Genomic DNA, 25715 nt, shown 5'->3' with positions numbered 1-25715 from the left:
CATAGAGAACAGCGGGTAAATTAACTTTTCATCTGCAAAAAGGCCATAAGAACCTTCCACGACATGTTCAGCCGTTTCTCAGTGCCAAAAACCTTAAACATCATTTTCTCGGCCATGATGATATCTTTATAGGATTTTTTAATATACCGGTAGATATCCCACTTACGATAATTTTTTAATACTTCCTTTTTAAAATTACTCTGCCAGAAATTTGTATCACTGTGCTGTTTTTTCATGACTTCACGAACCCAGAAATCCGCCTGGGCCATACCGAAATAGAGACCGGAAGAACCGTTTGCTTCACTGAATCCGATCGTATCTCCCATAAATATTAAGCCACCATTTTCATGAGGAATAACATCTTCAAAAAGGAACCTGTTCGAAATAACCGTTAACTTTTTGTAGCCTGTTTTCGCATTCTTAAAGAAATGTGAAAAACCGGGATAGCTTTCAGTCAGTTTGTCCCATACCTGCATCATAAGTTTTTCATCAGGAATCTCGATTCCCTTGATGGCATCCAGCTGGCTCAGTCGAAGCATGAGGCCGGCTTCCATTTCACCATCTTTTAATGGAAAAACATAGGCCACGGCCGGGGGAAGTTTTGGAGCAAAGTCGAGCATCTTTGGGGGTATAATATACATTTGAAGATAGGGATATTCTGAGAGTTTTACATTGGGGGCATTGCTGCTGAGATATTTAATTGTCGGACAGTCAACAGTGGTTCTTTCAATGCCGAAGTCTTTACCCAGGGGATCGGTGTGTCCCATACATCCGAAAATTGTATTTCCCCTTATTTCAAGATTAGCATTTTTTTTGTGATTATAGTGCAGGCCCACACAGCGGTTGTCCTCTTCGATAACTCCTGTTACCTCTGATTCAAAAAGAAATTCAGCTCCCGCCTCGCGGGCAAGTTTTTCCATGTGTTTCATCAGGGTATTCCAGCGAAAGAAGTAGTAAGGCTGACGAACATCAATGAGAGTATTTTTTTTGTCCCAGGGGCTGTGGAAGCGCCGGTAAGGGGGATCAGTCAAACAGTTATTTTTAAGCCAGTCTTTTCCTAAAAGTTCATTCATGAAGGGATACTGGGCAATACTCTCTCCCCGTGGTTCAGGCCCCGGGGTTTTACCTTTTTCAAGAACAATGCATGATGCACCAAGCCGTCCGGCGCTTATGGCTGCGGCAAGACCGACCGGTCCGGCGCCTGCGATAATGAAGTCATACTTTTTGTTCATAGCAACCTCGGTACTGATTTTTTTGCCGGTCCGTTTTCAGGTTTCTAATTGCCTTTTTGAGCCGTAATAGTTTAAACTTATATAAAGTTTTACATGGCCGGGGATTTTTGTCAATATTTTAACATTCTGAAAAGATGGAAGTCCCGGCTTATCCCCTTGACATGGAGATTTTTATAATATAGAATTCATCTTCTTGCATCTCCAATTCTCCCAATGTAACAGGAAACATGACAGATCTTCGTGAGTATTCCATTATGGGAAGCTGGACTCTTATAACCGGTTTTATCATCATATTCATGGGCTCTGTTCCCGGGCCGGTGGCACTGGCTGTCTCCATCGGAGGCGGGTTGATTCTTTTTTCTCTTTCCAGTTACCTGTCCGGGAATGCAGGGAGTAAGGAAGCGTGAACAGGATAATTCAGGAAGAATTATCAATGAGCAGCGGTAATCTTTCAATCCAGTTGAAAAAGCTTGGTGATGAATCATATATTACTATTAAAAAGAAATTTAAAGAAAACAAGCCCCTGACTTTTGCAAGATTGACACAGACTGGGTATTCGGCCCTCGAGGAATACCTTGATGAAATGGAGAGTATCATTAAAAGTATCCGGGTCAGGAAGCAGAACAGCAGCGAAATCTGAGTAAAACAAGTATGGCAATTTTACTTTGGGACCGCTTCCCGGGCTTTTCCCAGGATAGCTTCATGAACCACCATGACCCTTCCAAGCTTTACCGGGCCGAGGGCCTCTATTCTGGCCTTGATAGATTCTACGGCCTTAGTGCTCATGTTTTTATATGTTTTTTCAATGAACTGTGGGCTGACTCCCTTCAGGGCAATGGCAAGTTCTTCTGCGTCCAGGGACCGCAGTATTATCTGAAATTCAGCATCATCAAGATGTACAAGGTCTTCAATTGTTTTGAGTGTCATAACTTCCTCCATACTGTTATCAATGTAGCGCTATCTTTCAGAGCCTGTAAAATATTCCTTGCAAAGCATAATCTTTTTATAATACTATATGTACCATGTTTCAGGAGAAAAAACCATGAAAAAAGTACTGTCTGCTCTCTGCATAAGCTTCTTTCTAATCCCTTCATGCACGGGAAATTCTCAAAAACAGGAAAACCGTGAAGGCTTCATTGACGAACACACATTCAGGGTTGTGGCTACAGGGGTCGCAGTGCCATCTGAAAAAGATATAACAAAGCGAAAAGAGCAGGCCTTGAAGGCGGCCCTTCTTGCCTGTCAGTACCGGATGTTAGAAAAGTTCCGGGGGTACTGTATTCAGCTGGTCCCCTTCTACCGTCCGGCGGGGACTCCCCCTGAGGTGCTTGAAGAAGACCGTCGCATACTCAAAAAGAACAGGGAACTTTTCAGAAAACTGGCGGATCAGGTCAAAGACGGGAAGGCCGTTACCGCGCTCTATGATGAACACCAGGTATGCACGATTGTCTACCAGGTCAGGATACAGAATCTCAAGGTGCTGCTTACCCGGTGCTACTAAAACCGGGAATTCTAATCCTGCCCGGGCTGTTTATTTCTCTGTTTGATACATAGATAATTCCGCCACCAGAAACCGGTTCAGGGGACACAAGATGTCTTATCGGAAGGCCGTTCCCGAACAACGCTAAGTTAATGTATTGACAAAATATTCCGGGAAGGCAAGGCTTTTTTAAATTTTGTCCCGATTGTGCCAAAAATATTGTTTCCCGGCATTCATATTAAGGATGAGGAAAAATAAATTCTTTTTTTTAAGAGAGGTTCATCCATGGAAAATTCAGGCTTTCCATGGATGAGTAATCTTTACAGTTTACTCCCTTTTTCAACATATGATACCTTTCCGATAATACAGGGCTTATCGTTTTTCTCTATGCAGTAATCAAATCGTGTAATATCATTTTTTACCGAACGCATGACATAACTTTTTCTTTCGATAAAAAGCGGTCCTTTAAAAGCAAGATCAACCCTTAGCGGCTTCCTGTAGTTTTGTAATTTCAGTTTCCCGATAGAATAGGCGGTTGCCCACATGGCATGCGCTATATCCCTTTTGAATCCGAAAAGTTTAGCCATAAATTTAGAAATATGGATAGGGTTATAATCGCTGCATATCTTTGCATATCTCTTCCCTATCTTTTTAGGAATAACTGAATCTGAAATTTTTTCTGCGTCAGATATCGGTTCTATTAAATTGCCTCTCTGAGGTATCTGGAAATCCTTGCCGAATTTTCCCTGTTTTAAATATGTTGTAATACTGTTCCATACAGCTTCACCACCAGATTTTACTGTAATAAGATAATCAAATTCAAAACCCTGCTTTACTATTCTATGCTCATCAAGTCGTACTTCAACATTGAGTACTTCATCAGATTTTATAGGGCGATGCTGAATAAGGTGATTCCGGTAATGAAGCATCCCGAGGAGCGGTATAGGAAAATCTTTATTGCTCAATATTGCCATATGAAGGGGGGCTGTAAACACGTGAGGGTAAAGTATCGGGAGATTTCCATCATCCTCCAGCTCGCAGATCTCCCTGTATGCCTTTAGTTTTTCCTGATTGATGGAAATATTATTAATAACGGCTTTAATATCAGGAAAGCTATCCCCTGGTTTAAATCCCTTTTTTCTTGAAAAAAGTATTTTTAGATAGATAGGCAGGATTCCTGGTATATTATTAAACTCAAGTTCTGTTTGCATAGAGACTCTCCGGATATAATATTTTATTGAAAAGATCTGAAACATAAAGCACTCAACGGATGAAATAGCACATAATCTGATATTTCGAAGAAGCGATAGCGACTGAGAAATCTGATTCTTGAAATGAATTTTAAGATTTCTCACATGCGTTCGAAATGACAAGTTCTAATTAAACCGTTAACTGCTATAGTCAAAAAACTTGAATAACCTTGTATCAGGGTTTGTTCTTTTTTCAAGAAATTTCTTTGTTAGTAATAAATTGTTTCATGTTTTTTATAATTATATGTTTGATCAATAGCCGCGCTGTTAATCATCTTCTTTTAAAATGTGCCGGTATGACTTTATTGAAACAGCGTTTGTTCATTAACGGGATTTACACCGGGAATATAGGGGAAAACTACAAAAATAATGCATTTATAAAGGCAAAGCTTTTAAAAAATTTTGACTGATAACAGCAAAAAGGGCTTCCCTAAGGAGGCCCTTTTTTCATTACATTCGTACCGAGTATATAAAAAGAGGAGCAATTTTCAGAGAAGAGCTCTTCCTGTATTTGGCATCTGGGTCCCGTATTTACAATGAATCACAGTAGTCCTCGAAATCCTGAACGGCCGTTATATATTGTGACGATGTGGACCAAGAAAATTTTTGTCCGTTTACCTCGAAATAACCGTCACCAGATGAATCTCCACAGATTTTTATTTGCAGATTACTGCATGTGGGATCGCTGTCGATGACGTTGCATTCCATATCGTCTTCAAAACACCCGGACAGTAGCAGGAATGAAAAAGAAAAAGTGATTAAAAGGATAAGAATTTTTTTCATAAAGTCTCCATAGTGTGATGTAATACTTGGTAATTTCAGCAAAACAAACAACACTAAAGAGTCAAGCTGTTTTTAATACATGGGAAACTCCGCCACCAGAACCCGGTCCAGGGGACAGTAAATAAAAGTTGCAAGTATCAAGTAAAAAGGAACAGGGCCGGGGCCGGGTATGCATCGACAATAAAAGTTTTTCCACGGATATGTCAAAATATGCCGGTGACCATTACATGTACCGAATAGATAAAGTAACCCATTGTGGCGAAACCACCTGTCATGTTCATCAGTGTTCTTGGCGGTTGTAATGCCATCATGATTCTTACCGGAATAATTCCACTTACCAGAAGATAGACAAACATGCCCGGCACTGAGACTGTCTTATTGTGTGACAGAGCGCCATTAATTCTTCCCCAGAGGTATAATTCTTCCCAGATGCAGAGAAATGCCAGCACAATGAAAGGGAATACTGATTTCATGAAATTTTGATAAAATGCGCTTAGGGGTTTCTCCCCCTGCTCATCAAGAACATTTGATAATTTTATACATCCCAGGGCGCAGACGAACACAAGGATAAAGCATATAAAGGTAAAGCCTATATTATCGATGAAAATTCCCCCAAAGAAACCCAGATAAAAAAAGAAGAGGCCGCCTACAACCGACATCCCTGCCAGTCTTTTCGAGAGAACCGATTTTTTCTCCAGGGCGATATACTCTGTGCTGCCAAAAATATATCCGCCAATTATTCCAACCAGTGATCCAAAATAGCTTAAATCGACAAAACTGTTATCCTCACCGCCAATGCCGGAGAAACTGCTGACAAGAAAAACGCTCATGGAGCATGGAATCCATAATCCAAGAATGGAAAGAAAAGTATACAGCTTGCTCCGTGTTTTATCGCATAACCGTAACAACAGGAGCCCCACATACCAGCTGATAAAAAATGGTGTGAGAATGCTCAGGGGAATAAACCACTCATGACTTATCACCTGGTAGAACATTTTTCCCCTGAGCACTATGGAATAAAGAAAAAATTCCGTGTAGATGAAAAGAATCACATCAAAGATTATTTCATCTTTATTAATTCTCAGACACTTCTTTTTTAGATAAACAGGTTTTTTCATGGGCGACTATAATCATATAGTCATATCAGTTTGATTGCAATTATTTAATAAATAATAGTCACTGAACTACCGGCAAAGCCGGTAGCTTGAGAAAGACCCCTTAGAGGGGGCACCTTTGTATTATTTAATTTCTGCATTTCAGTAAAACAGACTACCAATATCTTGATCTTCTCATAACTTAAATTGATTTTTTATGGAATGACAGAACATTCCGGAAAGGCATGACTTTTTTGAATTTGATACATAGGAAAGTCCTCCAACAAAACCCGGTCCATGGGACAGTAAATAGAAGTTGCAAGTATCAAGTTAAAAGGAACAAGTAAACTATGTCGGAAAGTAAGACTTGTTCCTTGCACCTTTCATACATCTACGTGGTTGACGGTAATGGAAATATTGCCGCGCCGGGAGAGACGGGGGAGCTCGTTGTCAGAGGTTCCAATGTCATGCAGGGGTACTGGCGCGCTCCTGAAGACACGGCACGCGTGTTGCGGCCGGGCAAATATCCCCATGAGCGCGTTCCCCATACCGGTGACCTTTTCACGACTGACGAGGAGGGATATCTTTATTTTGTGGCCAGAAAGGACGATATAATAAAAACCCGGGGTAAGCGTGTCTGAGTCCTTCATGGTCCCCGTGGAAATTATTTTTCTGGAAACGCTTCCCAAAAGTTCCTCGGGAAAGGTGGACAAGCGCGAGTTAAAGCTGATGCATGAAAACGGTACGTGGGCAAAGCAGGCCGGCGCCTGAGAAGACGATGCCCGGATCGTGAGTTGCCATGCAAGTCCCCCAATATCACCTCTTTATGCAACAGAAACGCGAAAGGCTTCTTCCAGTGAATCTCCATTCCCCTAAGTTCCGGAAAACTGCCTGAGTCATTCAGCTCTCTTTTTTTGTACTTTGAATATATTCCGATGCAATTTGATTAATATTGTTAGCTGCCTTTTTGAAAATATCTGTTATTATCTCAATAGGCGTGTTCATTTCATTTTCAAACCATTTTTTTAAGACCATATAAACTCCTCCGGCAAGGTAATGCACAAGGCTTTGATGGTATTCGTCAAGTTCCTGTATATGCTGAACTTTCATGTGAAACAGGGAAAAAAATTCCGATAGCTTTTCCAGAGCCTGAAGGCCAAGGCCGGCTTTGAGCAAAGCTTTAAACAATGCTTCATTTCGTTGCCATACATATACCAGCTGTTTTACCTCAAAATCCCAGGTTAGATCATTCTTAGTCTCCATGTTTTTTTGAACTTTTTTAACATATTCATCAAGGATGTCATCCATTTCAGATAAAAGAATGTCATCCATATTGTCATAATTGCGGTAAAAAGTCTGCCGCGCAATGTCCGCATTCTCAGTAAGTTCGGTAATGCTGATCTCGGAATACTCCTTTTTTTCAAGTAATTCCAGCAATGTTTCAAGAAGCCATGCCCTTGTTCGTTTTGAGCGTTTGTCCTGGTTCATTCTATGCACCATTTTTTATGATTTTGTTGCGTAAATCTATCGGTATTTTCATCACGCTTGACAACAGTAAATAGTATATGTACATTTGTCAAGTAAGTTACACATGTATCATAATTGACTATTGTCCATTATAGTGGAGCAAAAAACTGGAAAGTCGAACCAGGAGTGCGTTCAGATAATTATTAGTACGTCCAACTATTGTTAGAAAGTAAAAAAGGAGAAAACGATGAAAAAGAGAGAAAAGCCTTTTGCAACTAATAACCCGTGGTATGGTGCTGAACCTGATATTCCCCAATCGGCTGTTACTGAAACAATTGAAACTGAGATACTCATCTGTGGCGCCGGAAATGCCGGTATGGCCGCTGCTATTGTTGCCGGGAATAGGGGAGTAAAGACCATTGTCATAGAGAAAGACAAAAAGATGGGCTTAATCAAGCCATATATGGGGGCAATTGATTCGAAGGCGCAAAAAGCGGTCGGTGATAAAGCCAGGATCGACAAGGAAGAGATTATACAGGAACTGGTACATTATTCAACCAAATATACGGATGAGAAGAAAGTATATGGAGGCTATAGGCGATCTAAATACCGGGGAGCCAATAAAGTTGATGAAAAACTTGTACGACTCTGGGCAGATGAAAGCGGTCCAACTTTTGATTTTCTGGCTGAAGAGCTGTCAGAATACGGCATCAGGCATGTGGCTGAATATGACATTGGGCATGGCCACCATGGCCCCTTCAAGGCCTTCCCTGTGCATACGAAATTACTTGTACCCTTTCGTAAAGGAGGACCTCTTGCAATATCGCATGCCGGCGTATATGTGCTGGAGAAGTTTTTCATGAAGAAGGTTAAAAGCTACGGCGTCAAACTCATGTTTAACACATGTCTGGTCAAAGTCATTAAAGAAGGGAACAGGGTCCTTGGAGTTATTGCCAGGAAGAAGAATGGGAAATATATCAGGATCAATACAAGTAAGGGTGTACTAATAGCAACCGGTGGGTATGCAGCCAATGAGGAACTGGTGGTACAACGCAATCCTGAAGCTGTAGCGGTGTCAACACTCAGGTACGTGCAAAAGGGAAACCTGGGTGACGGCATCAGGGCAGGAGTGTGGGCAGGAGGAGAAAAGGATGAATATCCCTCAGCCATGGTGTTCGACCGGGGCCCCATCAAGCCTGGCGGAAAAGCAGGTGCTCCCATAAGAACCGGCGCTACTTTTGATTCATTCTTCATGGCGAGTCAGCCCTTTATGAAGGTCAATATGAATGGAAAACGCTTTACCAGTGAATCTGTCCCCTATGATATTTTTCTTTATCCGCTGCAAGATCAGAAGAACGGCGTGTCCTGTATTATCTGGGATGCCAACTACTGGAAACATATAAAGGCTTTTAATACTATTGGCTGTTCACGAATTATTAAAAGCAAAAGCAAGCCCAAAACCTTTGAGGGGATGAGGTTCCTGCCGAATTACAGCTTGATAACTCTCATGAGGCTCAGGGGCTTGTTGAAGAAATCAAGAACGATAGAAGGTCTGGCAAAGAAACTCAAGCTGCCCCCTGAAGAACTTAAGGCTACGGTTGAGCGCTATAACGAGATGGCAAGGCGCGGTGAGGATAAAGACTTCGGCAAAGATCCCGACACACTTCTTCCCCTGGTAAAGCCGCCTTACTATGGTATTACAAATGCGGGATGGCTCCTCACCACGATGGACGGGCTTCGTATTAATACAAATATCCAGGTTGTGGATACCGAGGGAAATGCTATTGAAGGACTGTACGCGGCAGGAGATGTTGCCGGTGGATTTTTTGGAGACAACTTATATCCGGAACTGTGTGTAGGTGTTGCTGTCGGTAAAACAATGACTTTCGCCAGGCATGCGATACTCCATATGACAGGTAATATATAGTAACCGAATTGACCGTTGTCGATGATTTCCTAAAAAGAATAATGCATAAAATATTTTAACAACAAACACTGAAGGAGAAAAAAATGTTTAATACAGTATTATCCATAGATCATGTTGAAAAATTAATGGACATGAAAGCAAAGGTTACCAGTCTTGTGGATTATGGACCAACAGCTTCAGGAGTTCGTTTTGATGTCGGTTTTGAAGGCCGGTTAAGCGGAGAAACAATTAATGGGAAAATGCAGGGGGTCGATTATTTCCTAATGCGTCCGGACGGAGTTGGGCACATTAATGTTCGTGCAGCGATCCATACGGATGATGGGGCGAAAATTGCCGTGTCTATCGCCGGATTTATGGCTGGACCTGAAATCAAGGATTCCCATGTTCGTTTTGAAACCAGTGATGAACGGTATCAGTGGCTCTGCAATGCCGTTGTTGTCGGTAAAGGGCAAAATATTCCGGTCGAAGGCGGTGGGCTGCCCCAGGAATTTGAAGTTGTATATTATGTGGTTCGTTAAAACAACAGGATGAATTTAGCCACATAACAACATCAAGCATTCTGTCTTTAAAAGTTAAAATAACAGCAGGCCACAGGAGAGATCGGCAGGTGAGATAGTCGCCTGCCGATCTCTCACACCACACTGCGGATAGTTCTGATTACGGTGATACATAGGAAATTCCGCCACCAGAAACCCGGTCCAGGGGACAGTAAATAAAAGTTGCAAGTATCAAGTAAAAAGGAACAAGTTAGACGGCCGGGGCGGCCGGCAACTTTTCACTTGCACCTTGAAGCTTGCCACTCTCTTTTTGTATTGATAAAATATTCCGGGAAGGCAAGGCTTTTTTAAATTTTGACACCAAATGAAATAAAAACAAAACTCCTGGCCAATATGACCAGGAGTTTTATCTATGTTTTAACAAAGCTCGCAGGATTGGATACGGCTAGAACTTTTATGGCCGAGTTCAGCCTTGGGTGGTCTGGGTTGTAAATTACTGAATATTTTTTTCAAGGGTTATATTTTGAAAAGATATTCAGTAACAAAAACTATTCCTTATATGCTCTACCGTTTCCAGAGTAAGTTATACCACCTTCGCTACTTTTTGCAACAATAACATCAACTACCAATAAATTCCCACCAAGCTCAGCTGTTTTATTCCTTAAATCATTTTGAACACTTACTACACTCGGATGATTAGAGAACATACCCGATTCAATTGTTGCCAGCATTTTTGCACCTGCCGGGGGTTCCTCTTTCATTATAATTCTCACTGCACCGCCTTCTTTTGTAAGGGCAGTTTGACAACCAGAAAAAACGAACATTGCAACAAGTAAGATCAGTGATACTTTAAGAATATTTTTCATTTTCATCTCCTGAACATAAATAAGTTATTTAGTCTAATGTTCTTATTAAGAGCGAAATGTCAATTTTATTTTATTACTTTCATCATTTTGGTAGTTATATTTTTATTTGTTTTCACTAATAATCCGCCAAAGCCTACGAAAAATATCATTACAAACATACCTGAGAAATAATCGTCGAAAGAGGCAAAGGGATTTGATGGGAAATATTCAAAAAATTCTGGTGTCAAAAGAATACATATAACAGTAATGATGGCAAGTAAATTGAAGCCGACAACTAAAAGTAAAACGATACCTATTGAAGATTTCCAATTTTGAAACCGGCATATAGCAGCACCAATAACCAGAAAGATAAAAGCAGGAATGCTAAATCCGCCCATAAGAGCAAATTGATATATAGGAAAGTCCGCCAACAAAACCCGGTCCAGGGGACACAACAGGTCTTATCGGAAGGCCGTTCCTGATCACCGCCAAGTTAATGTATTGACAAAATATTCCGGGAAGGCAAGGCTTTTTTAAAATTTCGCGCGTTATCAATCTTTACGATCTGGCGGTTATGAAAAAAGCCGGCAGCAATATATTCCGCAGCCCTGAAAAGAATTTCATTATTATCTCCCTTTACCGGTTTGAAATAGACATGGAAACCGATGGTGTAGTGGGTAATAAAAAAATCATGTTCACTTTTTGTAATGATACCTTTTCTCAAATGAACTGTGGCAACAATACCCGGCTCCATCGTTCCAGTCCCGGAAGATAAAGAGATTTTTCACCATGTTCTGAACAGATGTACGCATAGAGTACACAAAGAGAGTGGGCTTTTATTGAATGAATAATTGAACACTGCCGATACGGGGCTCTGACCCTAAATTTACATCCAGCTGCATAAAATCATTGCATCAAAAAGAGGTCTTCTATATTAATGAAACAGTTTTATCTGAGTTGAAACACAGTTTATACCATAATATACAAGGAGCGCACCCATGGCGGAAAAAATAAAGGATCGGATCAATATCCCCAAAGAACACCAGTGGGACCTCACACCCCTTTTTAAGAATGATGAGGAATGGGAGGCCCTGTTCAGTGAACTGGAAAACACCATAAGCGGATACAATCAATACCGGGGAAAACTTCACGAGTCCGTGGCTACCTTTAAAGAGGCGCTGGAATTCGACCTGTCGGTCTCACGCAAACTGGAACGGCTCTACACCTATGCCCACCTGAAAAGCGACGAGGACAAGACAAACCAGCAGTATCAGGCCCTGTACCAGCGTTCCATGAATCTCTACACGCGCATATCCGAGACGGCCAGCTTCCTCACACCGGAGATCCAGTCCATACCCGACGAAACCATGAAGGCATACCGGGAGCATGAATCCATGCAGGAATACGCCTTTTTCCTTGAAAAAATTCTCCGTTACAAACTGCACACCCTTTCACAGGAGATCGAGGAAATACTGGCCATGTCGGGCGAAGTGGCCCAGGCCTCATCGCAGGTCTTCAGCCAGCTGGATAATGCTGATCTGAAATTCGGCACCATCACCGACGGGAAGGGCCGTGAGGTGGAGCTGTCCCACGGCAATTTCAGCTCTTTCCTCATCGATCCCTCGCGGGAGCTCAGAAAAAAGGCCTTCTTCCAGTATTACGAGGCCTATGAGAATCATAAGAACACCATGGCTGCCACCCTGGGCTTCTCCAATAAAAAAGACCACTTCTATTCCCGCGTGAGAAAATTCGACAACAGCCGTCATCCATCGCTCTTTTCCGACAATATGCCCGAGAGCGTCTACGACAACCTCATCGCCACGGTGAAAAAAAATCTGGGCCCCCTCTTCGACTACCTGGCCTTCAGGAAGGAGGCCCTGGAACTGGATGATCTTCATTTCTACGACACCTATGTGCCCATTGTTCCCGACATGGATTTTCACATGACCTATGAAGAGGCCGTGGATACCTGCGTTGAGGCCCTCCGTCCCCTGGGAGAGGAATACTGCTCTGAGCTAAGATCGGGCCTCCTGGGAGGATGGGTGGACCGGTACGAGAACCGCGGCAAAAGAAGCGGCGCCTATTCATCGGGATGCTACGACTCCCCTCCTTACATCCTCATGAATTACCGCGACGATAATATCAACAGCCTGTACACGCTCATTCATGAAGCGGGCCACTCCATGCACTCCCTCCATTCCCGGAAGGGCCAGTCCTATATCTATCATGACTATACCATCTTCGTTGCCGAGGTGGCTTCCACTTTCAACGAAACGCTTCTCAGTCATTACCTGCTGGAAAAATACCGTGACGATCCACGCATGAGAGCTTACATCCTGAACCGGGAGATCGACAATATCAGGGCCACCCTGTACCGGCAGACCATGTTTGCCGAATTCGAGAAGGAGTCCCATGCCATTATCGAAGCCAATGATCCCCTGACACTGGAAACGATTACATCGATCTACAACAGGCTCCTGCGGGAATATTTCGGCGGCGCCATGGTACTCGACAATGTGCTGGACCTGGAATGCCTTCGCATCCCCCATTTCTATTCGGCCTTCTACGTATACAAATACGCCACGGGCATTTCCGCAGCCATAGCCCTGGCGGAAAAAGTGCTGAAGGAAGGAGCGCCGGCCCGCCAGGCCTATATGACCTTCCTCTCCCTTGGCGGAAGCAAATTTCCCCTGGACGAACTGCGCCAGGCCGGTGTTGATATGGGCTCACCGGAACCCGTGCAGTACGCTATCGATCATTTTGCAGCGCTGGTCCAGGAGCTTAAAAAAGCCTTACAGCGATGACACATCGATACAGTCTCTTGCCGCCCCCTAAATCCCCCCGAGGGGGACTTTAAAAGAAGATAAAAATTTTAAACCCCTCACAGGGGTGGCGGCTCCTGGTTTATGTATGGCTTGTTTATCTTCGCCGGGGTCTCTCCTTCACGGCCTTTCTGTAAAGAAAATGCGCCAATAAATGTACTTGACTCATCTGAAAGAGAAATGTAGGATAAAACAAATCCGGAACCGTACAAATCTGAATGGAAAGGTATATTTCATGAATCTGCGCAGTTTAATATCCCTGACGGCAATAATACTTCTAGTTTCCTGGCCCGTGACCTCACCGGCCCGTTTTTTCACGGACCCTTCCATCCCCCTTACACAGATAGAAATCGACAAGGATGAACCTGTCGAGGAAATAAAAGAAGAGAAAAAGGAACAAATACAGGAAGAGAAAAAAGAAGAGCAGAAAAAAGAACAAAAAGAAGAGAAAAAAAAGCAGGATACGCCGGCGCAGAAACGTAAAACGGCCCAGCTGGGAGTTAAAATAGGATATAACTTCAAACCTACCATCAAGGAAGACGACCTGGGGAAAGTATATACCGACTCCAAAGACCGCTTCAGCTTCGACATGGCAGCCGAACTGGTTTTCAATCCCTTCAAGCACCTGGGCCTGGGCATCGGCGCCGATCTCATGGCTGATGCCTTCGATGATGTTAACGGCGACCGGCATTTTCTGGGCGCTGTTCCGATCTACGGCATTTTCAAGCTCTACCTTCTGGATGGCACCACGCCCTATGTAGCATTCAACATCGGCTATAATGCCGCTACCTTATACAACGTGGATACCACAGACACCGGCAATGACTATGACATTTCGAAAGAAAAGGGCGGTCTCCATTATTCCATAGCCGGAGGAATCCTTGTGGGCATGGGACTCCAGATCGAGTTGGCCTACAGCGTCACCCGGGGCGGCTTCACCCAGACTGTTGCCCCCTATTCGCCCGTTGATGTATCATTCGAGCACAGCCGTATAACCTTGTCACTGGCATATTTTTTCTGATGGACACATATAGTTCACGAAATTCATAACTAAAAGATAAGAATCGAGGGAACCCCAAATGAGGAAAATCAACAAACTCCTGCTGCTTGCATTCATTGTAATAATTTCGTCATGCTCACCCGACTATACCAAGATCATCAAAGAGCCGGAGAAAAAATTTTACAACGGACAGCCCGTGGAAGCGGCGCGCGTGTTCATCCCTCATATAAACAAAAAAAACAAAGACCAGCTCCTCTTCCTCATGGAGGCCGGGCTCATGCTTCATACAGCCGATGAATTCACCAAAAGCGCCGAGGTTTTCAGCAAGGCCGGCCACGTGGCGGCCACGATAAGTACCAGCCTGACGAAGCAGGCCGCGTCCCTTTTTCTCAACGAGAAAAGCACCAATTACAAGGGTGAAGATTTCGAGCGTGTTCTCATTCACATGTACCTTGGCATCAACTATCTCATGGTAAAGAACCCCGAGAGCGCCCGCGTAGAATTCAAAAAGGTCAATGATGAACTGAACCGTATCAACCAGCAGAGCGGAAAACAGTACCGCCAGAACATAATGGCCAAGTACCTGACGGCCATCGCCTATGAAATGATAGGCGACATGGACAACGATCAGGAGGCCTGGGAATACGCCTATGTGGAATACAAGCAGATATACGGGCTCCAGCCGGGACTTGCCCTGGTGTACAGGGATCTGGAGCGTATCTCGGCAAAACTGAAATACACCGATGATTACCGCCAGTGGCTCCGCAAATTCGGCAAAAAAGATGCTATCCCGGCAGGGGCCGGCGAACTCATCGTCATATACCAGGCCGGAAGAAGCGCGATAAAACAGTCCCGGGGACCCCTCATGTCCGACAAGGCCATGGCCGGGGCCATACAGGTCGCCATTGGCTCCATGTCCTTTGAAGCCGGGGTTACCATAGCTGCCATAACAGCCACGCTGCGTAATGCCGAACATCCTATCCCGAAATTCGTCAAGAGGTCGAACCGGATACAGAAACTCAATATTGTCATAAACGGCCGCACGGAAGGATCGACCATCATGCTGGAGGACATCGAGAACACGGCGGTAAAAACGCTGCGTGACGATTACAGCCGCATCTACAAAAAAGTCGCCGCAGGCATAGTCACCAAGGTGGCCGCCTCCATAGCGACGGGGATCGCCGCCAAAAAGATCGCCGAACAGGCCGATAATGCCTACATCAAAGCCGCTTCTGGATGCATCGGCATCGCCGCAGGGGCCGGAACGGGCGCCGCTCTCATGTCGCAGATCAAACCGGACCTGCGATGCTGGCATTCCCTGCCGGCAAACCTTCAGCTGGAAAGAATTTTCCTGAAGCCGGGTAAATATACCCTGACGCTCCAGTTCATCGACAAAAACGGCGCTGTTGTGCGAACCGAAACCGATGAGGTTGAGGTGACGGGAGGCGGAAAAACCTTCGTCAATTACCGGACACTATACTGATTACAGCGGGTATATCTCGCCCACTTCGAGCGTCTTCAACTCACCATTTATTTTACCTTCATGACGAAGAGACGACATGACACGTATCGGCTCTCCACGGGGCTCGTCGGCCAGATTATAAGTGCCATAGTGCATGGGAATAAAAGTTTTGCCTCCCAGGTCATGGAAAGCGTCGAGGGATTCCCATGGTGACAGGTGGCTTCCCTGCATGATAGAAGCGGGCCGGTAAGCACCGATAGGCATGAGACATACGTCAATCCCGGGAAACAGGGAACCTACCGTTTTGAAATGGGGGGCATAAGCCGAATCTCCGGCAAAATAAACGCTCTTTTTCTTTCCGCGGATTACATAACTTCCCCAGAGCACCTGATTCACATCTTTGACAAAGCGCTGTGACCAGTGCTGAGCCGGCATGAGATATACTTCAGGGCTCCCGGGCCGCACGGTGTAGCGCTGATACCATCCCGCTTCCTCAACGGTAAGGTTTTTATTCATGGAGGAAACCAGTTCTCCCATCTTCAGGGGCACCAGAGCCCTGGTTCCCCGGAGATCAAGTTCCTTCATGGTCCCCTCATCAAGATGGTCGCGATGGGAATGGGATATGAGAAGATAATCTATGTTTTTTATATCCCCCAGATCACAGGGCGAACCAATGTATCTTTCCACGAACATGATATCCCTGAGACAGGGATCGGTCAGAAAGGACACGCCGTCGAGACGGATAAAGAATGTGGCGTGACCGAACCATACCAGCATATCGTCCCCGCTTTCAAACATGATCCTGTTTCTACGGACAGGCAGAGCGAAGAGATCGTTCACCTTTTCGGCTGCGCCCTTCTTCCGAGTCATGCGCCATTTCATCACCTCGCTGAAGGGTATCTTCGGCTTGGGGACTTCATTTACGAATTTCCCATCCACGAAGGGATTGCCTGCATAGCCCTTCTTAATGACAGAAAGTGATTCATTTTTGAGAAACAGGGACTTCTTCCTGTCCGGTGAGGCCAGGCTCCGAAAAAGGGGAATGGCCGAAGCAAGAAAAGTCATGGCTCCGAGAAAGAGAAATCTTCTTCTGCTGTAGGCCTTTTTATATACGGTCATATCCTGCTATTTTCCCCTTTTTTTCCCCCTGTTTATATGTCGTCTGTATTTCAGAAACCGGGAAGGATTGCATGCTTTTACAATTCAGCACTGTTTCTATACTTGGAGGAATAAACCGGCAGGGTGTTACATATTTTTTCTCAAAGACCTGTATCGGTCTCTGTAATGGAGGGATGCAATCTGTAACCAAAAATATAAACAGGTTTTTACCGCTTCACCTGGTCACGCAATGAAGGGTTTTGCAGGTACAATCAGTTTAATAAAACCGAAAGTTCCTATCCCTCATACATGAAGGGCTGCCCCAGCTCTTTGAAGGAAAAAGTCTTAAAGGCCCGCGAGCCGTCATAGTCGAGAATACGCAGATCGTCGGTCTCCCTGAGATCGCGTATGACCGCTTCATAATGGCCCGTATACCGTTCCTTTGCCTTGTCAGCGGGAACCTCGTAGGCAATAAATTTATTTATTCCCTTTGCCTTGAATTTCGCAATAAGGGCGTCATCAATATGACTCTTATGCGAAGTAAGATACACCAGAGCGCCTGTGCCAGTTACCAGAACACCTGCCTTCATCTCATGCCTCCTGTTTTAAAAATCATATTCATTCCAGCAGAACCGATTGTAACTCCAATACATACATTGTACCTGCTATAATTAAAGTATGAAAAATTGACGGTATAAGCAAAAAAAACACAAAATTATTGAATTATTTCCACGTATACTGTAATGTCGGAAACCATGAGAAACAGGAATTAAAGAGGCGGCCCTTACAATGAAACTGATCGTCAAAGAAATATTTTTCTCCCTCCAGGGAGAAACGACAACAACGGGCTTTCCTTCCCTGTTCATTCGTCTCACGGGATGCAATCTCCGGTGCCGATATTGCGATTCGGAATACGCGTGGAACGGCGGATCTGAAATGGAGATCGCGGCCATCATGGCAAAAATACACAATGAAACGGGCATCCACCACATCACCATAACGGGCGGAGAACCCCTGTGCCAGGAAAATGTCCGGTATCTCATAAAGAATCTCTGCGACGGGGGATACAATGTTCAGATCGAAACAAATGGCAGCCTGCCACTGGAAAAAATTGATGCCCGGGCGAGAAAGATTGTCGATGTAAAAACACCCTCGAGCGGCGAAGATAGTTCCTTTCTCATGGAAAATCTCACCTGTCTCAATCCTCATGATGAGATTAAATTCGTCATCGGTGATACGACGGACTATAATTTTGCCCGGGACTTCACAAGGAAGCATCTCGAAAAGCTCGATAGCACGGTCAATTTCTCACCGGTATACGGGAACATAACCTATAACACCATGGCATCGTGGATACTCAGGGACCGGCTGATGGTTCGGCTGAATCTGCAGCTGCATAAGATAGCGGAACTGGAGACCGATGGCGAAAAGAATTTCTTGTAACATCGCCCGCATCTCTCCGGACAGAGAAAGCATCACCTCGATGTCTTACCCAGGGCGGGACATGTAAATAAAAAGATATCAATAGATTTGACAATATTGACGGTTTTTATACCATTGTCCTTATATAAGGAGAATTTACATGGATTATATCGGTCACGTCATTCGGCCTCCCAGCGAGGCTTACAGCATGATTATCCAGGTCACGGTGGGATGTTCGCACAACCAGTGTACCTTCTGCGGCACCTACAAGGGCCAGAAATTCCGTTTAAAAGATATCAGCACAGTCAAGCGGGACATCGACGAGGCCTCCAGCTACGGACATGATTTCACCAAGGCCTTTTTTGCCGACGGGGACGTGCTTATTCTCCCCACGGAAACCCTGCTGGACCTCATGGCCTATACGAAGAAAAAAAGCCCTTCGGTGCAGCGCTTCGGCGTCTACGGCAACACCAAGGCTATTCTGAAAAAAACGCCGGCCGAACTGAAGGAATTGAAAGATGCCGGACTGGGGATAATATACCAGGGGATTGAAAGCGGCAACAAGGATGTTCTCCGTCATATACGCAAGGGAGCCTTCCCCCACAAAATGATAGAAACAGCCCAAAAGATCATCGACTCGGGCATTCTGCTTTCCCAGACAGTTCTCCTGGGCCTGGGAGGCCAGGACATGACCAGGGAACATGCCATTGATACGGGCAAACTTCTCGGCGAAATGTCGCCCGATTACGCCTCGGCGCTCACGGTCATGCTCCTTCCCAACACAAAGCTCTGGCAGGAGGCCCAGGAAGGGACCTTCCGTCTGCCCGATAAATTCGGTCTCCTGAAGGAACTGCAGCTCATCATTGAGAACATGGATGTAAAAAGACAGTGCTACTTCACATCAAACCACGCGTCGAATTACCTTCCCATCAGGGCCGAGCTGCCCCGGGACAAAAACGCCGTTTTGAAAATGCTGCATAAGGTCATTTCCAACAGGGATGAAAGCATGCTGAAACCGGAATTTTTACGGGCACTATAACTTTTTTTTGATTTTCTGTGCCGTTATGGTATATATTACAAATGTGGGGGGGGGAACCATGGATGATCATGTAAGAGAAGCTATCAGGTATATCGGTGCTATACTGAAATGCAATGAACATGCGGACAAAGCCAAACTGGTGGAAGAAGCGGCGCAAAAATACGATCTTAATCCTATTCAGACTGAATTTGTCACCAATAAGTTTCTTTTAAGCCGATAAGATCAGCCATTGATTGATTTTTCAATCATGGAGGCCAATTCCGCCGCCAGGTCCTGAAAAAAGAGATACCAGTTCTCCCGACCGGCAATTTTATAGGTGAGCCGGGCCGTTGTGTTATCACCCGCACAATAAATGAAGGTGGTACACACATAGGGACGACCCTCGCGTATCTCGCTTGAACCGTCACCCCTGCCGTCCGTCTCAAGATCACCGTATATAACATATGCCGCGTTGTATTTCACGGCGCATTCACGTATCTGCGACACCGTCATGCTTCTGAGCGGTATGGCCGTTTCCCCGTTTTGGATGGCTTCCAGATCCATGACGGGCACAACACTGAATCCCTTCTGCGCCAGGAGCCTCAGAAGAGCCTCGCGGAGATAGGTATCCTGCACATCATCCATGAGAGGAGATCTGAACCCCAGCACCATTATCCTGATTTTATCCCCGGCACCGGCAGGGGATAAAGCCGACCCCCACAGCATGATGAGGATCAAAATAAGGTATCTGCATTTTTTCATAGTATCAGCCCCGCACCCGTCGTTATCATTTCAGATACACCTTCTCTTCGCCGGGGACAACCAGGGAAGAATCCAGGTCCCCGGGCTCAACAGCCAGGAGCGGTGATATCTCCAGTTTTTGTACCGCGTCGGGCACGGATATCCCCCTTTCCCGGAGCCACCGCCGATGCAGTTCCATCATAAGAGACTGCGACGTTTCCAGGGAATCGACACCCGTGGCGTTTTTCACCGGCGCGAACTCTTCTTCACGTATTGTTTCAAAGACTACATTTTTATCGGTCAGGGGAAGAGCGTCAAAGACAAACTTCTCGAATTTATATCCGTCAACGCTTGTCTGTTTCCCTTTTTCAATAACGGCAAGTTTCTTTTTTGCCGTGTGAAAGGGCAGGGAAATATCGGCGCCCCCCGTTATGCGCTTTACGAAGCGCGCGTCGAAAAGATGGATGGCGATACTGCCGGCCGTATATACCAGGTTCCCGGCCCCGTCTTTCTCGTGGGCCTTGTCACTTGATAGATCGGAATATTCCACGACACCGATGCGGCCGCCCGTAAACGTAACAAAAACACCCACCTTCTCTTCGGGATAGGCCTTCTTCAGCGCCTTGCTGGAAATCTCGGCTCCCCGGAGAACATGAAAACCGATGAACGCCGGATCCACTATTTTCACCAGGGGATTGTCAACCTGGAAATAGGATATGGTTTCAATCCCTCTCTTAATCATCTCGTCAAGCACGCCCGACGAATTCAAAGCCGTGAGGCTGCCGCCATGACCGTCGGGATTTTTAAAGAGACTGCTCTTTGATTCCATGACAAGGTTCCCGCCCGTGTCCAGGGAGGGGATCATGTTCTGGGGGAAAATGAAGACATCCTTCTCATTGATTCCAAAATAGCTGTTCTCCCTGAAATAGACCGCTGTTTCTTCATGATTTCCCTTTGATGTCATGACCAGCCACGGTATTACCGTGTTATATTTTTCAGAATATTTGGCTATCTTCTCACCGTGAATCTGGAAGAGGGTCCGGTCGCTTACGGGTCCCACGGGAAACTTACCCTTGGGGCCTTCAAAACCAAGCCGTGATCCCTGTCCCCCGGCTACAACAAAGGCCGCCACTTTTCCTTCCCTGATATGCCCGACTCCCGCGCTGCGGGCTTCGTCATAACGAGCTTTTTCTTCGCCCGTGGAGGGAACGGCAATAAACGGCGCCGGTCCGAAATCCCCGGGCTCTTCGCTCCTGATTCCATCAAACAGGGACTTCATCAGGGTTAAATCAACACTTTTCAGGTCCTCAAGAAGGTTCACCTTTTCATCGTCGCCCAGTTCGTCCCAGTAGGCGAAGACGTGGCCCTGGCCATGGTCCAGGACGTTCCGTATTACTTCATCATACCCTTTGTACGAAATCATAAGAGCTCCTCATTCAGAATGACTGCCGGAATATCCGGCCATGATTTTCGACACTACATGTCACTTTGAAATATTTCAAGTGAATTTTGTGCCCTCCTAGTTAAAGTCTATGTTTCTAACCATGTAGGAAGAGTAGTCCTTGAGTCGCGGATGGTATGGCTCTTTCATGAGGGGCGATGATATGAGAAAGTCTGCCGTTGAACGGTTCGAGGCCATGGGGATATTATACACCGTGGCGATTCTCAGCAGGGCCTTCACATCCACATCGTGGGGCTGGGCCTGCATGGGGTCCCAGAAAAATATCATTATGTCTATTTCCTCTTCAGCAATCATGGCCCCCAACTGCTGGTCGCCGCCCAGGGGTCCTGATTTCAGTTTCACGATATGCAGGTTGTATTCAATCCCGTCTTCTTTACATTTTCTTTTCATCGCTTCTTCAACAAGTTTGCCCGTTGTGCCGGTGCAGACTATGCGATGTTTCATGAGCCCCTTGTAATTCCATTCAACCCATTCCACCATATCTTTTTTCCGGTTGTCATGGGCCACCAGGGCGATGTTCTTGATTCTATCCATAGTTAAATCCTCTTATAATATATATAGTAAAATTGCCTGTTTTCCCGAAACACACCATGCAGTATGATGGGTAAAATCTGTCAATTACTGTTTTTTCTTATAAAAATAAATTGACGGGGAAGATGGCGGCCTTATGAGTAATCATTTCCACATCCTGACGGCAGGTGAAACAATTATGAAAAAACATCTCGATACGGTAAATACCCTCATTGAATCTTTCCCCTATATACAGGAATTCTCGGGAAAGACCATCGTCATCAAATACGGCGGCCATGCCATGAAGGACGATGCCCTGAAAAGATCCTTTGCCAAGGACATGGTGCTCCTCAAGCTGGTGGGAATACACCCCGTCATCGTTCACGGCGGAGGTCCCCAGATAAATCAGCTGCTGGACCAACTTGGCATCAAATCCGAATTTGTGGCCGGCATGCGCGTAACCGATCAGCCCACCATGGAAATAGTGGAGATGGTACTGGTGGGAAAGATAAACAAGGAGATCGTAAATAATATCAATATCATCGGCGGACGGGCCGTGGGGCTCTCGGGAAAAGACGGGCAGCTCATTGCGGCTAAAAAGATATACCACGAAGAGAATGGGAAACAGGTGGACATTGGGCTTGTGGGTACCGTCAAAAAAGTCAATCCCCTGGTGCTGGAGACCCTGGAGACAAAAAATTTTATCCCCGTCATCGCCCCCATCGGCGTTGATGAACAGGGTCTCACCTATAACATCAATGCCGATATCGCCGCCGGCAAGATTGCCGAGGCACTGAAAGCGGAAAAACTCATTCTCCTCACCGACGTGGATGGGGTGAAAATCAGGAACGCCCTGGCCTCGACTTTAACCAACAGCGAGGTGCCGCAGCTTATCGCCGAGGGAGAGATCTCCGGCGGGATGATACCCAAGGTAAACTGCTGCCTGGACGCGCTCTCAAAGGGCGTGGGGAAAACGCACATAATCGACGGTCGCGTCGAACACGCCGTGCTGCTGGAAATATTCACTGATGCCGGTATCGGTACTGAAATTATAAACGCCTGAACAAATTGGAGAAGAAATGCCTGCTGGTCATCCGCTGGTATTTTTTGCAATAACGGCTTTCAGCGACTGCAGCAGTTCATATAAAGTGTATGGTTTTGGAAGAAAGGGATAATCGTTTTCTACAATAATATTCCACAACGATTCCTTTTCCATATAGCCGCTGGTGAGAAGAAACCTGAAATTTTCTTTCTCATATTGCAGCTGCTGTATCAGATCAATACCGGTCCTGTCAGGCAATTTGATGTCGCTCAGTATTATATCGATATTGTCCCTTTTCTCCCTAAAAATTCGCAGAGCATCCTTTACGGTGGACGCCTCGGAGGTTATATAACCGAATTTGGTCAGGGCGCTCACGGTGAATTTTCTCACCTCATCCTTGTCCTCAACAACCAGTATATGTTCACCGCAGCCCGACAACTCCTCAATGGGTTTTCTCTTTTCCCGGTTTACTCCCGATAATTCCCGGACCGCGGGAAAAAATAATCGAAAAATCGTTCCGCTTCCCTCGCCGCTGTTTACATTAATCCATCCCTCCTGCTGCTGGGTGATGGCGTATATCACTGAAAGCCCGAGTCCCGTACCCTTGCCGTTTTCCTTTGTTGAAAAGAAGGGCTCGAAGATATGGTCCATGTGTTCCCTTTTGATTCCCACACCCGTATCCTGCACGGACAGGCAGGCGAAGTCGCCCGGCCTGGCCTTCTCAAGGGCAACGCAGTCATATTCGGTAAAATGCTTGTTCTCGGTTTTGACGATGAGCCTGCCGCCGTCGGGCATGGCATCACGCGCGTTTATCACCAGGTTTAAAATTATCTGCTCGACCTGGACCGGGTCGATTCTGATCGACCAGAGGTTTTCCTCGAGCTCCGTGATCAGTTCAATGTTTTCACCGATGATCCGTGAAAGCATTCTCTGAAGGTCCATTACCTCCATGTTTATGTTCATGACAACGGGATAGAGCATCTGCCTTTTACTGATAGTAAGCAGCTGCCGTGTAAGAGCCGATGATTTATCCGAGGCCTTGAGAATTTCCTCCACGTATTCCACCCGTGAATCATCATCATCCATCTGGCTTATGAGAAGACTGCCGTATCCCGCAATAGCCGTGAGATAGTTATTGAAATCATGGGCCACACCGCCGGCAAGTCTTCCCACGGCTTCCATTTTCTGCGCCTGGATAAGCTGCGATTCAAGGGTTTTTCTTTCCGTCAAATCCGTGACCACGTTTGCGAAGGAAAAGGCTTTCCTCATGTCATCTCTCAGAAGAAAAATGTTCTGCAGTGTCAGAACATAATTTCCGGAATTGGCGATCAATGGCAGCTCTCCCGACCATGATTTATGCTCTTTTATGAGAGGGACAATTTCCTCCAGAAATTTGTCACGGTATTCACCGGGAAAGTATTCAAGGACTGAATCTCCACGGACATCCACATCAGTATCAAGCCCGACGATTTTCCTCATGCTTGCGTTTGTGTAGAGTATGAAGCCTTTCAGGTCGGTCATAACAAATCCCTGTGTCGAGGCCTCGGCAAAATCTTTAAAGATATTCAGTTCATTATTGACTTCCATTATCTCGTTTGAATTCTCTTCAAGCGCCTCATTCATAGATTCCATTTCTTCATACATGGCCTGAAGTTCCTGGACCTTCATCTCCAGGCTGTCGCTGAGCTTTTTATTTTTGATCAGTTCTTCTTCGGTTCCCTCAAGCGCCCTCTCCGTAATAACCGACAGCAGAATGGCGGTTATATAGGCGGCAATAAGGGCGATGACCAGATTTATCGTTGAACCGGCTGTCATGCTGGCAACGGGTGAATTAAAGGCGTAGACAGCAATAAGAGCGATGGAAATATTGAACAGTATGAGAAACACGAATATTATATGAATAAGGGCTCTCGTCGCCAGAAGAGCCACCAAGGTTGCAATCACAAAAGTAAAATAGATATTATTGTTGAATCCCGACTGGACAAAGAGATCGAACTTGATAATAATCCCCGACACCACGCGCGACAAAATAGAAAAAGCTATAACAAAAACCGCTCCATTATACCTCCCCTTCAGCAGAACAATAAGTCCCGCTATATTGAGAAACATATTCACCAAGTTCGAAATTGAAATGAGATAAGGGTGAGTAGATGCGGAGGTAGTTAGATTAATAACATTGACAATCATGTACACGAGGATCGTACATATAAACAGCCAGAACAATACATAGGCTTTCTGCTGAATAATGTACGACTCATCATTATAAATAAGTCCAAGCCGTTCTTTAAATTTGCCTGATAACATGAATTCTGTATGTCTCTTTTTTTTATACTGTCGCAGAATGTTTTTCTCCTGTCAACAAAAGATACATGAACTTCTGCAAATAAAGTTCCTGCCAATTTTCTGCATGCCCCGGAAGCAGTGCAAACACATGTATACAGACCGGCCATGACGCATTACCTGACCAGCGTAAACACTATAAGAGTATCTCATAAAAAAATTTTAGACGCTCACATACCAATGCCGTGCTCTCTCCTTGAAAAAGAACACGGCATATTAGCGT

29 protein-coding genes are annotated in these 25715 nt (G+C 45.3%); 13 read left to right on the top strand and 16 right to left on the bottom strand.

Annotated features, from left to right (window positions below):
* Window positions 1-20 precede the first annotated feature (20 nt).
* The gene (locus CVV44_17465; GenBank protein PKL36011.1) at window positions 21-1232 is read right to left on the bottom strand and encodes a hypothetical protein; all 1212 of its coding nucleotides are present in this window, start codon (window positions 1230-1232) and stop codon (window positions 21-23) included.
* 227 nt (window positions 1233-1459) lie between these two features.
* Between CVV44_17465 and CVV44_17460 the strand changes: the two genes are divergently transcribed.
* Both CVV44_17460 and CVV44_17455 read left to right on the top strand, forming a co-directional pair.
* Complete coding sequence (locus CVV44_17460; protein PKL36010.1) at window positions 1460-1639, top strand: hypothetical protein; 180 nt, start codon at window positions 1460-1462, stop codon at window positions 1637-1639.
* Between the two features lie 26 nt (window positions 1640-1665).
* Window positions 1666-1872: a hypothetical protein gene (locus CVV44_17455; GenBank protein ID PKL36009.1), complete on the top strand. Its 207-nt coding sequence runs from the start codon at window positions 1666-1668 to the stop codon at window positions 1870-1872.
* Between the two features lie 20 nt (window positions 1873-1892).
* On the opposite strand, the gene CVV44_17450 is transcribed toward CVV44_17455, so the two are convergent.
* A complete protein-coding gene (locus CVV44_17450; GenBank protein PKL36008.1) occupies window positions 1893-2171 on the bottom strand; it encodes a hypothetical protein in 279 nt (92 codons plus the stop codon).
* 103 nt (window positions 2172-2274) lie between these two features.
* On the opposite strand from CVV44_17450, the gene CVV44_17445 reads away from it, so the two are divergent.
* The gene (locus CVV44_17445) at window positions 2275-2733 is read left to right on the top strand and encodes a hypothetical protein (protein PKL36007.1); all 459 of its coding nucleotides are present in this window, start codon (window positions 2275-2277) and stop codon (window positions 2731-2733) included.
* A 299-nt stretch (window positions 2734-3032) separates the two neighbouring features.
* Here the strand turns inward: CVV44_17445 and CVV44_17440 are convergent, their stop codons facing one another.
* The 3 genes from CVV44_17440 to CVV44_17430 form a co-directional block, all read right to left on the bottom strand.
* Window positions 3033-3968 (bottom strand): hypothetical protein, encoded by a 936-nt coding sequence (locus CVV44_17440; protein ID PKL36006.1) that lies wholly within the window; start codon window positions 3966-3968, stop codon window positions 3033-3035.
* 525 nt (window positions 3969-4493) lie between these two features.
* Window positions 4494-4745, bottom strand: a complete 252-nt coding sequence (locus tag CVV44_17435; protein PKL36005.1) for a hypothetical protein — start codon at window positions 4743-4745, stop codon at window positions 4494-4496.
* A 203-nt stretch (window positions 4746-4948) separates the two neighbouring features.
* Window positions 4949-5863: a hypothetical protein gene (locus CVV44_17430; GenBank protein ID PKL36004.1), complete on the bottom strand. Its 915-nt coding sequence runs from the start codon at window positions 5861-5863 to the stop codon at window positions 4949-4951.
* Window positions 5864-6189: 326 nt separating this feature from the next.
* Here CVV44_17430 and CVV44_17425 point away from each other — a divergent pair, with 326 nt between their 5' ends.
* Complete coding sequence (locus CVV44_17425; protein PKL36003.1) at window positions 6190-6480, top strand: hypothetical protein; 291 nt, start codon at window positions 6190-6192, stop codon at window positions 6478-6480.
* A 259-nt stretch (window positions 6481-6739) separates the two neighbouring features.
* On the opposite strand, the gene CVV44_17420 is transcribed toward CVV44_17425, so the two are convergent.
* Window positions 6740-7327: a hypothetical protein gene (locus tag CVV44_17420; protein ID PKL36002.1), complete on the bottom strand. Its 588-nt coding sequence runs from the start codon at window positions 7325-7327 to the stop codon at window positions 6740-6742.
* Window positions 7328-7553: 226 nt separating this feature from the next.
* Between CVV44_17420 and CVV44_17415 the strand changes: the two genes are divergently transcribed.
* Both CVV44_17415 and CVV44_17410 read left to right on the top strand, forming a co-directional pair.
* Entirely contained in the window at window positions 7554-9233 is a 1680-nt protein-coding gene (locus tag CVV44_17415; protein PKL36001.1) for an FAD-binding dehydrogenase, read from the top strand.
* 83 nt (window positions 9234-9316) lie between these two features.
* Window positions 9317-9751 carry a hypothetical protein gene (locus tag CVV44_17410; GenBank protein ID PKL36000.1) on the top strand — a complete coding sequence of 145 codons (435 nt, stop codon included), beginning with the start codon at window positions 9317-9319 and terminating at the stop codon, window positions 9749-9751.
* Between the two features lie 527 nt (window positions 9752-10278).
* On the opposite strand, the gene CVV44_17405 is transcribed toward CVV44_17410, so the two are convergent.
* From CVV44_17405 to CVV44_17395, 3 genes are all read right to left on the bottom strand, one after another.
* Entirely contained in the window at window positions 10279-10596 is a 318-nt protein-coding gene (locus tag CVV44_17405; GenBank protein ID PKL35999.1) for a hypothetical protein, read from the bottom strand.
* 65 nt (window positions 10597-10661) lie between these two features.
* Window positions 10662-11030, bottom strand: coding sequence for a hypothetical protein (locus CVV44_17400; GenBank protein ID PKL35998.1), 369 nt, complete (start codon window positions 11028-11030; stop codon window positions 10662-10664).
* Between the two features lie 38 nt (window positions 11031-11068).
* Window positions 11069-11329: a hypothetical protein gene (locus CVV44_17395; GenBank protein ID PKL35997.1), complete on the bottom strand. Its 261-nt coding sequence runs from the start codon at window positions 11327-11329 to the stop codon at window positions 11069-11071.
* 244 nt (window positions 11330-11573) lie between these two features.
* Between CVV44_17395 and pepF the strand changes: the two genes are divergently transcribed.
* Window positions 11574-13379, top strand: coding sequence for an oligoendopeptidase F (pepF, locus tag CVV44_17390; GenBank protein ID PKL35996.1), 1806 nt, complete (start codon window positions 11574-11576; stop codon window positions 13377-13379).
* 316 nt (window positions 13380-13695) lie between these two features.
* On the opposite strand, the gene CVV44_17385 is transcribed toward pepF, so the two are convergent.
* The gene (locus CVV44_17385) at window positions 13696-14022 is read right to left on the bottom strand and encodes a hypothetical protein (protein ID PKL35995.1); all 327 of its coding nucleotides are present in this window, start codon (window positions 14020-14022) and stop codon (window positions 13696-13698) included.
* On the opposite strand from CVV44_17385, the gene CVV44_17380 reads away from it, so the two are divergent.
* The gene (locus tag CVV44_17380) at window positions 13987-14418 is read left to right on the top strand and encodes a hypothetical protein (GenBank protein ID PKL35994.1); all 432 of its coding nucleotides are present in this window, start codon (window positions 13987-13989) and stop codon (window positions 14416-14418) included. The two genes, CVV44_17385 and CVV44_17380, sit on opposite strands and share 36 nt — an antisense overlap.
* Window positions 14419-14476: 58 nt before the next feature.
* The gene (locus CVV44_17375) at window positions 14477-15880 is read left to right on the top strand and encodes a hypothetical protein (GenBank protein ID PKL35993.1); all 1404 of its coding nucleotides are present in this window, start codon (window positions 14477-14479) and stop codon (window positions 15878-15880) included.
* Here the strand turns inward: CVV44_17375 and CVV44_17370 are convergent, their stop codons facing one another.
* Window positions 15881-16978: a hypothetical protein gene (locus CVV44_17370; GenBank protein PKL35992.1), complete on the bottom strand. Its 1098-nt coding sequence runs from the start codon at window positions 16976-16978 to the stop codon at window positions 15881-15883.
* Window positions 16979-17253: 275 nt separating this feature from the next.
* Entirely contained in the window at window positions 17254-17547 is a 294-nt protein-coding gene (locus CVV44_17365; GenBank protein PKL35991.1) for a hypothetical protein, read from the bottom strand.
* A gap of 199 nt (window positions 17548-17746) precedes the next feature.
* Here CVV44_17365 and CVV44_17360 point away from each other — a divergent pair, with 199 nt between their 5' ends.
* From CVV44_17360 to CVV44_17350, 3 genes are all read left to right on the top strand, one after another.
* Window positions 17747-18400 (top strand): 7-carboxy-7-deazaguanine synthase QueE, encoded by a 654-nt coding sequence (locus tag CVV44_17360; protein PKL35990.1) that lies wholly within the window; start codon window positions 17747-17749, stop codon window positions 18398-18400.
* Window positions 18401-18539: 139 nt separating this feature from the next.
* A complete protein-coding gene (locus CVV44_17355; protein PKL35989.1) occupies window positions 18540-19418 on the top strand; it encodes a radical SAM protein in 879 nt (292 codons plus the stop codon).
* A gap of 7 nt (window positions 19419-19425) precedes the next feature.
* Complete coding sequence (locus CVV44_17350; GenBank protein ID PKL35988.1) at window positions 19426-19638, top strand: hypothetical protein; 213 nt, start codon at window positions 19426-19428, stop codon at window positions 19636-19638.
* 2 nt (window positions 19639-19640) lie between these two features.
* On the opposite strand, the gene CVV44_17345 is transcribed toward CVV44_17350, so the two are convergent.
* The 3 genes from CVV44_17345 to CVV44_17335 form a co-directional block, all read right to left on the bottom strand.
* Entirely contained in the window at window positions 19641-20159 is a 519-nt protein-coding gene (locus CVV44_17345; GenBank protein PKL35987.1) for a hypothetical protein, read from the bottom strand.
* 25 nt (window positions 20160-20184) lie between these two features.
* Window positions 20185-21561: a hypothetical protein gene (locus tag CVV44_17340; protein ID PKL35986.1), complete on the bottom strand. Its 1377-nt coding sequence runs from the start codon at window positions 21559-21561 to the stop codon at window positions 20185-20187.
* Between the two features lie 96 nt (window positions 21562-21657).
* The gene (locus CVV44_17335; protein ID PKL35985.1) at window positions 21658-22134 is read right to left on the bottom strand and encodes a methylglyoxal synthase; all 477 of its coding nucleotides are present in this window, start codon (window positions 22132-22134) and stop codon (window positions 21658-21660) included.
* A 175-nt stretch (window positions 22135-22309) separates the two neighbouring features.
* Between CVV44_17335 and argB the strand changes: the two genes are divergently transcribed.
* Window positions 22310-23173, top strand: coding sequence for an acetylglutamate kinase (gene argB, locus CVV44_17330; protein ID PKL36267.1), 864 nt, complete (start codon window positions 22310-22312; stop codon window positions 23171-23173).
* Between the two features lie 27 nt (window positions 23174-23200).
* Here the strand turns inward: argB and CVV44_17325 are convergent, their stop codons facing one another.
* Entirely contained in the window at window positions 23201-25456 is a 2256-nt protein-coding gene (locus CVV44_17325; GenBank protein PKL35984.1) for a hypothetical protein, read from the bottom strand.
* Between the last annotated feature and the right edge of the window lie 259 nt (window positions 25457-25715).

Source organism: Spirochaetae bacterium HGW-Spirochaetae-1, from assembly GCA_002839375.1.
Taxonomy (GTDB): domain Bacteria; phylum Spirochaetota; class UBA4802; order UBA4802; family UBA5550; genus PGXY01.
This window is presented reverse-complemented; position numbering and strand designations above follow the sequence as displayed.

Coding starts and splice junctions, on each gene's coding strand:
- CVV44_17465 (PKL36011.1), bottom strand. CDS start 1,232: ATGAACAAAAAGTATGACTTCATTATCGCAGGCGCCGGACCGGTCGGT.
- CVV44_17460 (PKL36010.1), top strand. CDS start 1,460: ATGACAGATCTTCGTGAGTATTCCATTATGGGAAGCTGGACTCTTATA.
- CVV44_17455 (PKL36009.1), top strand. CDS start 1,666: ATGAGCAGCGGTAATCTTTCAATCCAGTTGAAAAAGCTTGGTGATGAA.
- CVV44_17450 (PKL36008.1), bottom strand. CDS start 2,171: ATGGAGGAAGTTATGACACTCAAAACAATTGAAGACCTTGTACATCTT.
- CVV44_17445 (PKL36007.1), top strand. CDS start 2,275: ATGAAAAAAGTACTGTCTGCTCTCTGCATAAGCTTCTTTCTAATCCCT.
- CVV44_17440 (PKL36006.1), bottom strand. CDS start 3,968: ATGTTTCAGATCTTTTCAATAAAATATTATATCCGGAGAGTCTCTATG.
- CVV44_17435 (PKL36005.1), bottom strand. CDS start 4,745: ATGAAAAAAATTCTTATCCTTTTAATCACTTTTTCTTTTTCATTCCTG.
- CVV44_17430 (PKL36004.1), bottom strand. CDS start 5,863: ATGAAAAAACCTGTTTATCTAAAAAAGAAGTGTCTGAGAATTAATAAA.
- CVV44_17425 (PKL36003.1), top strand. CDS start 6,190: ATGTCGGAAAGTAAGACTTGTTCCTTGCACCTTTCATACATCTACGTG.
- CVV44_17420 (PKL36002.1), bottom strand. CDS start 7,327: ATGAACCAGGACAAACGCTCAAAACGAACAAGGGCATGGCTTCTTGAA.
- CVV44_17415 (PKL36001.1), top strand. CDS start 7,554: ATGAAAAAGAGAGAAAAGCCTTTTGCAACTAATAACCCGTGGTATGGT.
- CVV44_17410 (PKL36000.1), top strand. CDS start 9,317: ATGTTTAATACAGTATTATCCATAGATCATGTTGAAAAATTAATGGAC.
- CVV44_17405 (PKL35999.1), bottom strand. CDS start 10,596: ATGAAAAATATTCTTAAAGTATCACTGATCTTACTTGTTGCAATGTTC.
- CVV44_17395 (PKL35997.1), bottom strand. CDS start 11,329: ATGGAGCCGGGTATTGTTGCCACAGTTCATTTGAGAAAAGGTATCATT.
- pepF (PKL35996.1), top strand. CDS start 11,574: ATGGCGGAAAAAATAAAGGATCGGATCAATATCCCCAAAGAACACCAG.
- CVV44_17380 (PKL35994.1), top strand. CDS start 13,987: ATGGCAGCCGAACTGGTTTTCAATCCCTTCAAGCACCTGGGCCTGGGC.
- CVV44_17375 (PKL35993.1), top strand. CDS start 14,477: ATGAGGAAAATCAACAAACTCCTGCTGCTTGCATTCATTGTAATAATT.
- CVV44_17370 (PKL35992.1), bottom strand. CDS start 16,978: ATGACCGTATATAAAAAGGCCTACAGCAGAAGAAGATTTCTCTTTCTC.
- CVV44_17365 (PKL35991.1), bottom strand. CDS start 17,547: ATGAAGGCAGGTGTTCTGGTAACTGGCACAGGCGCTCTGGTGTATCTT.
- CVV44_17360 (PKL35990.1), top strand. CDS start 17,747: ATGAAACTGATCGTCAAAGAAATATTTTTCTCCCTCCAGGGAGAAACG.
- CVV44_17355 (PKL35989.1), top strand. CDS start 18,540: ATGGATTATATCGGTCACGTCATTCGGCCTCCCAGCGAGGCTTACAGC.
- CVV44_17345 (PKL35987.1), bottom strand. CDS start 20,159: ATGAAAAAATGCAGATACCTTATTTTGATCCTCATCATGCTGTGGGGG.
- CVV44_17340 (PKL35986.1), bottom strand. CDS start 21,561: ATGATTTCGTACAAAGGGTATGATGAAGTAATACGGAACGTCCTGGAC.
- CVV44_17335 (PKL35985.1), bottom strand. CDS start 22,134: ATGGATAGAATCAAGAACATCGCCCTGGTGGCCCATGACAACCGGAAA.
- argB (PKL36267.1), top strand. CDS start 22,310: ATGAAAAAACATCTCGATACGGTAAATACCCTCATTGAATCTTTCCCC.
- CVV44_17325 (PKL35984.1), bottom strand. CDS start 25,456: ATGTTATCAGGCAAATTTAAAGAACGGCTTGGACTTATTTATAATGAT.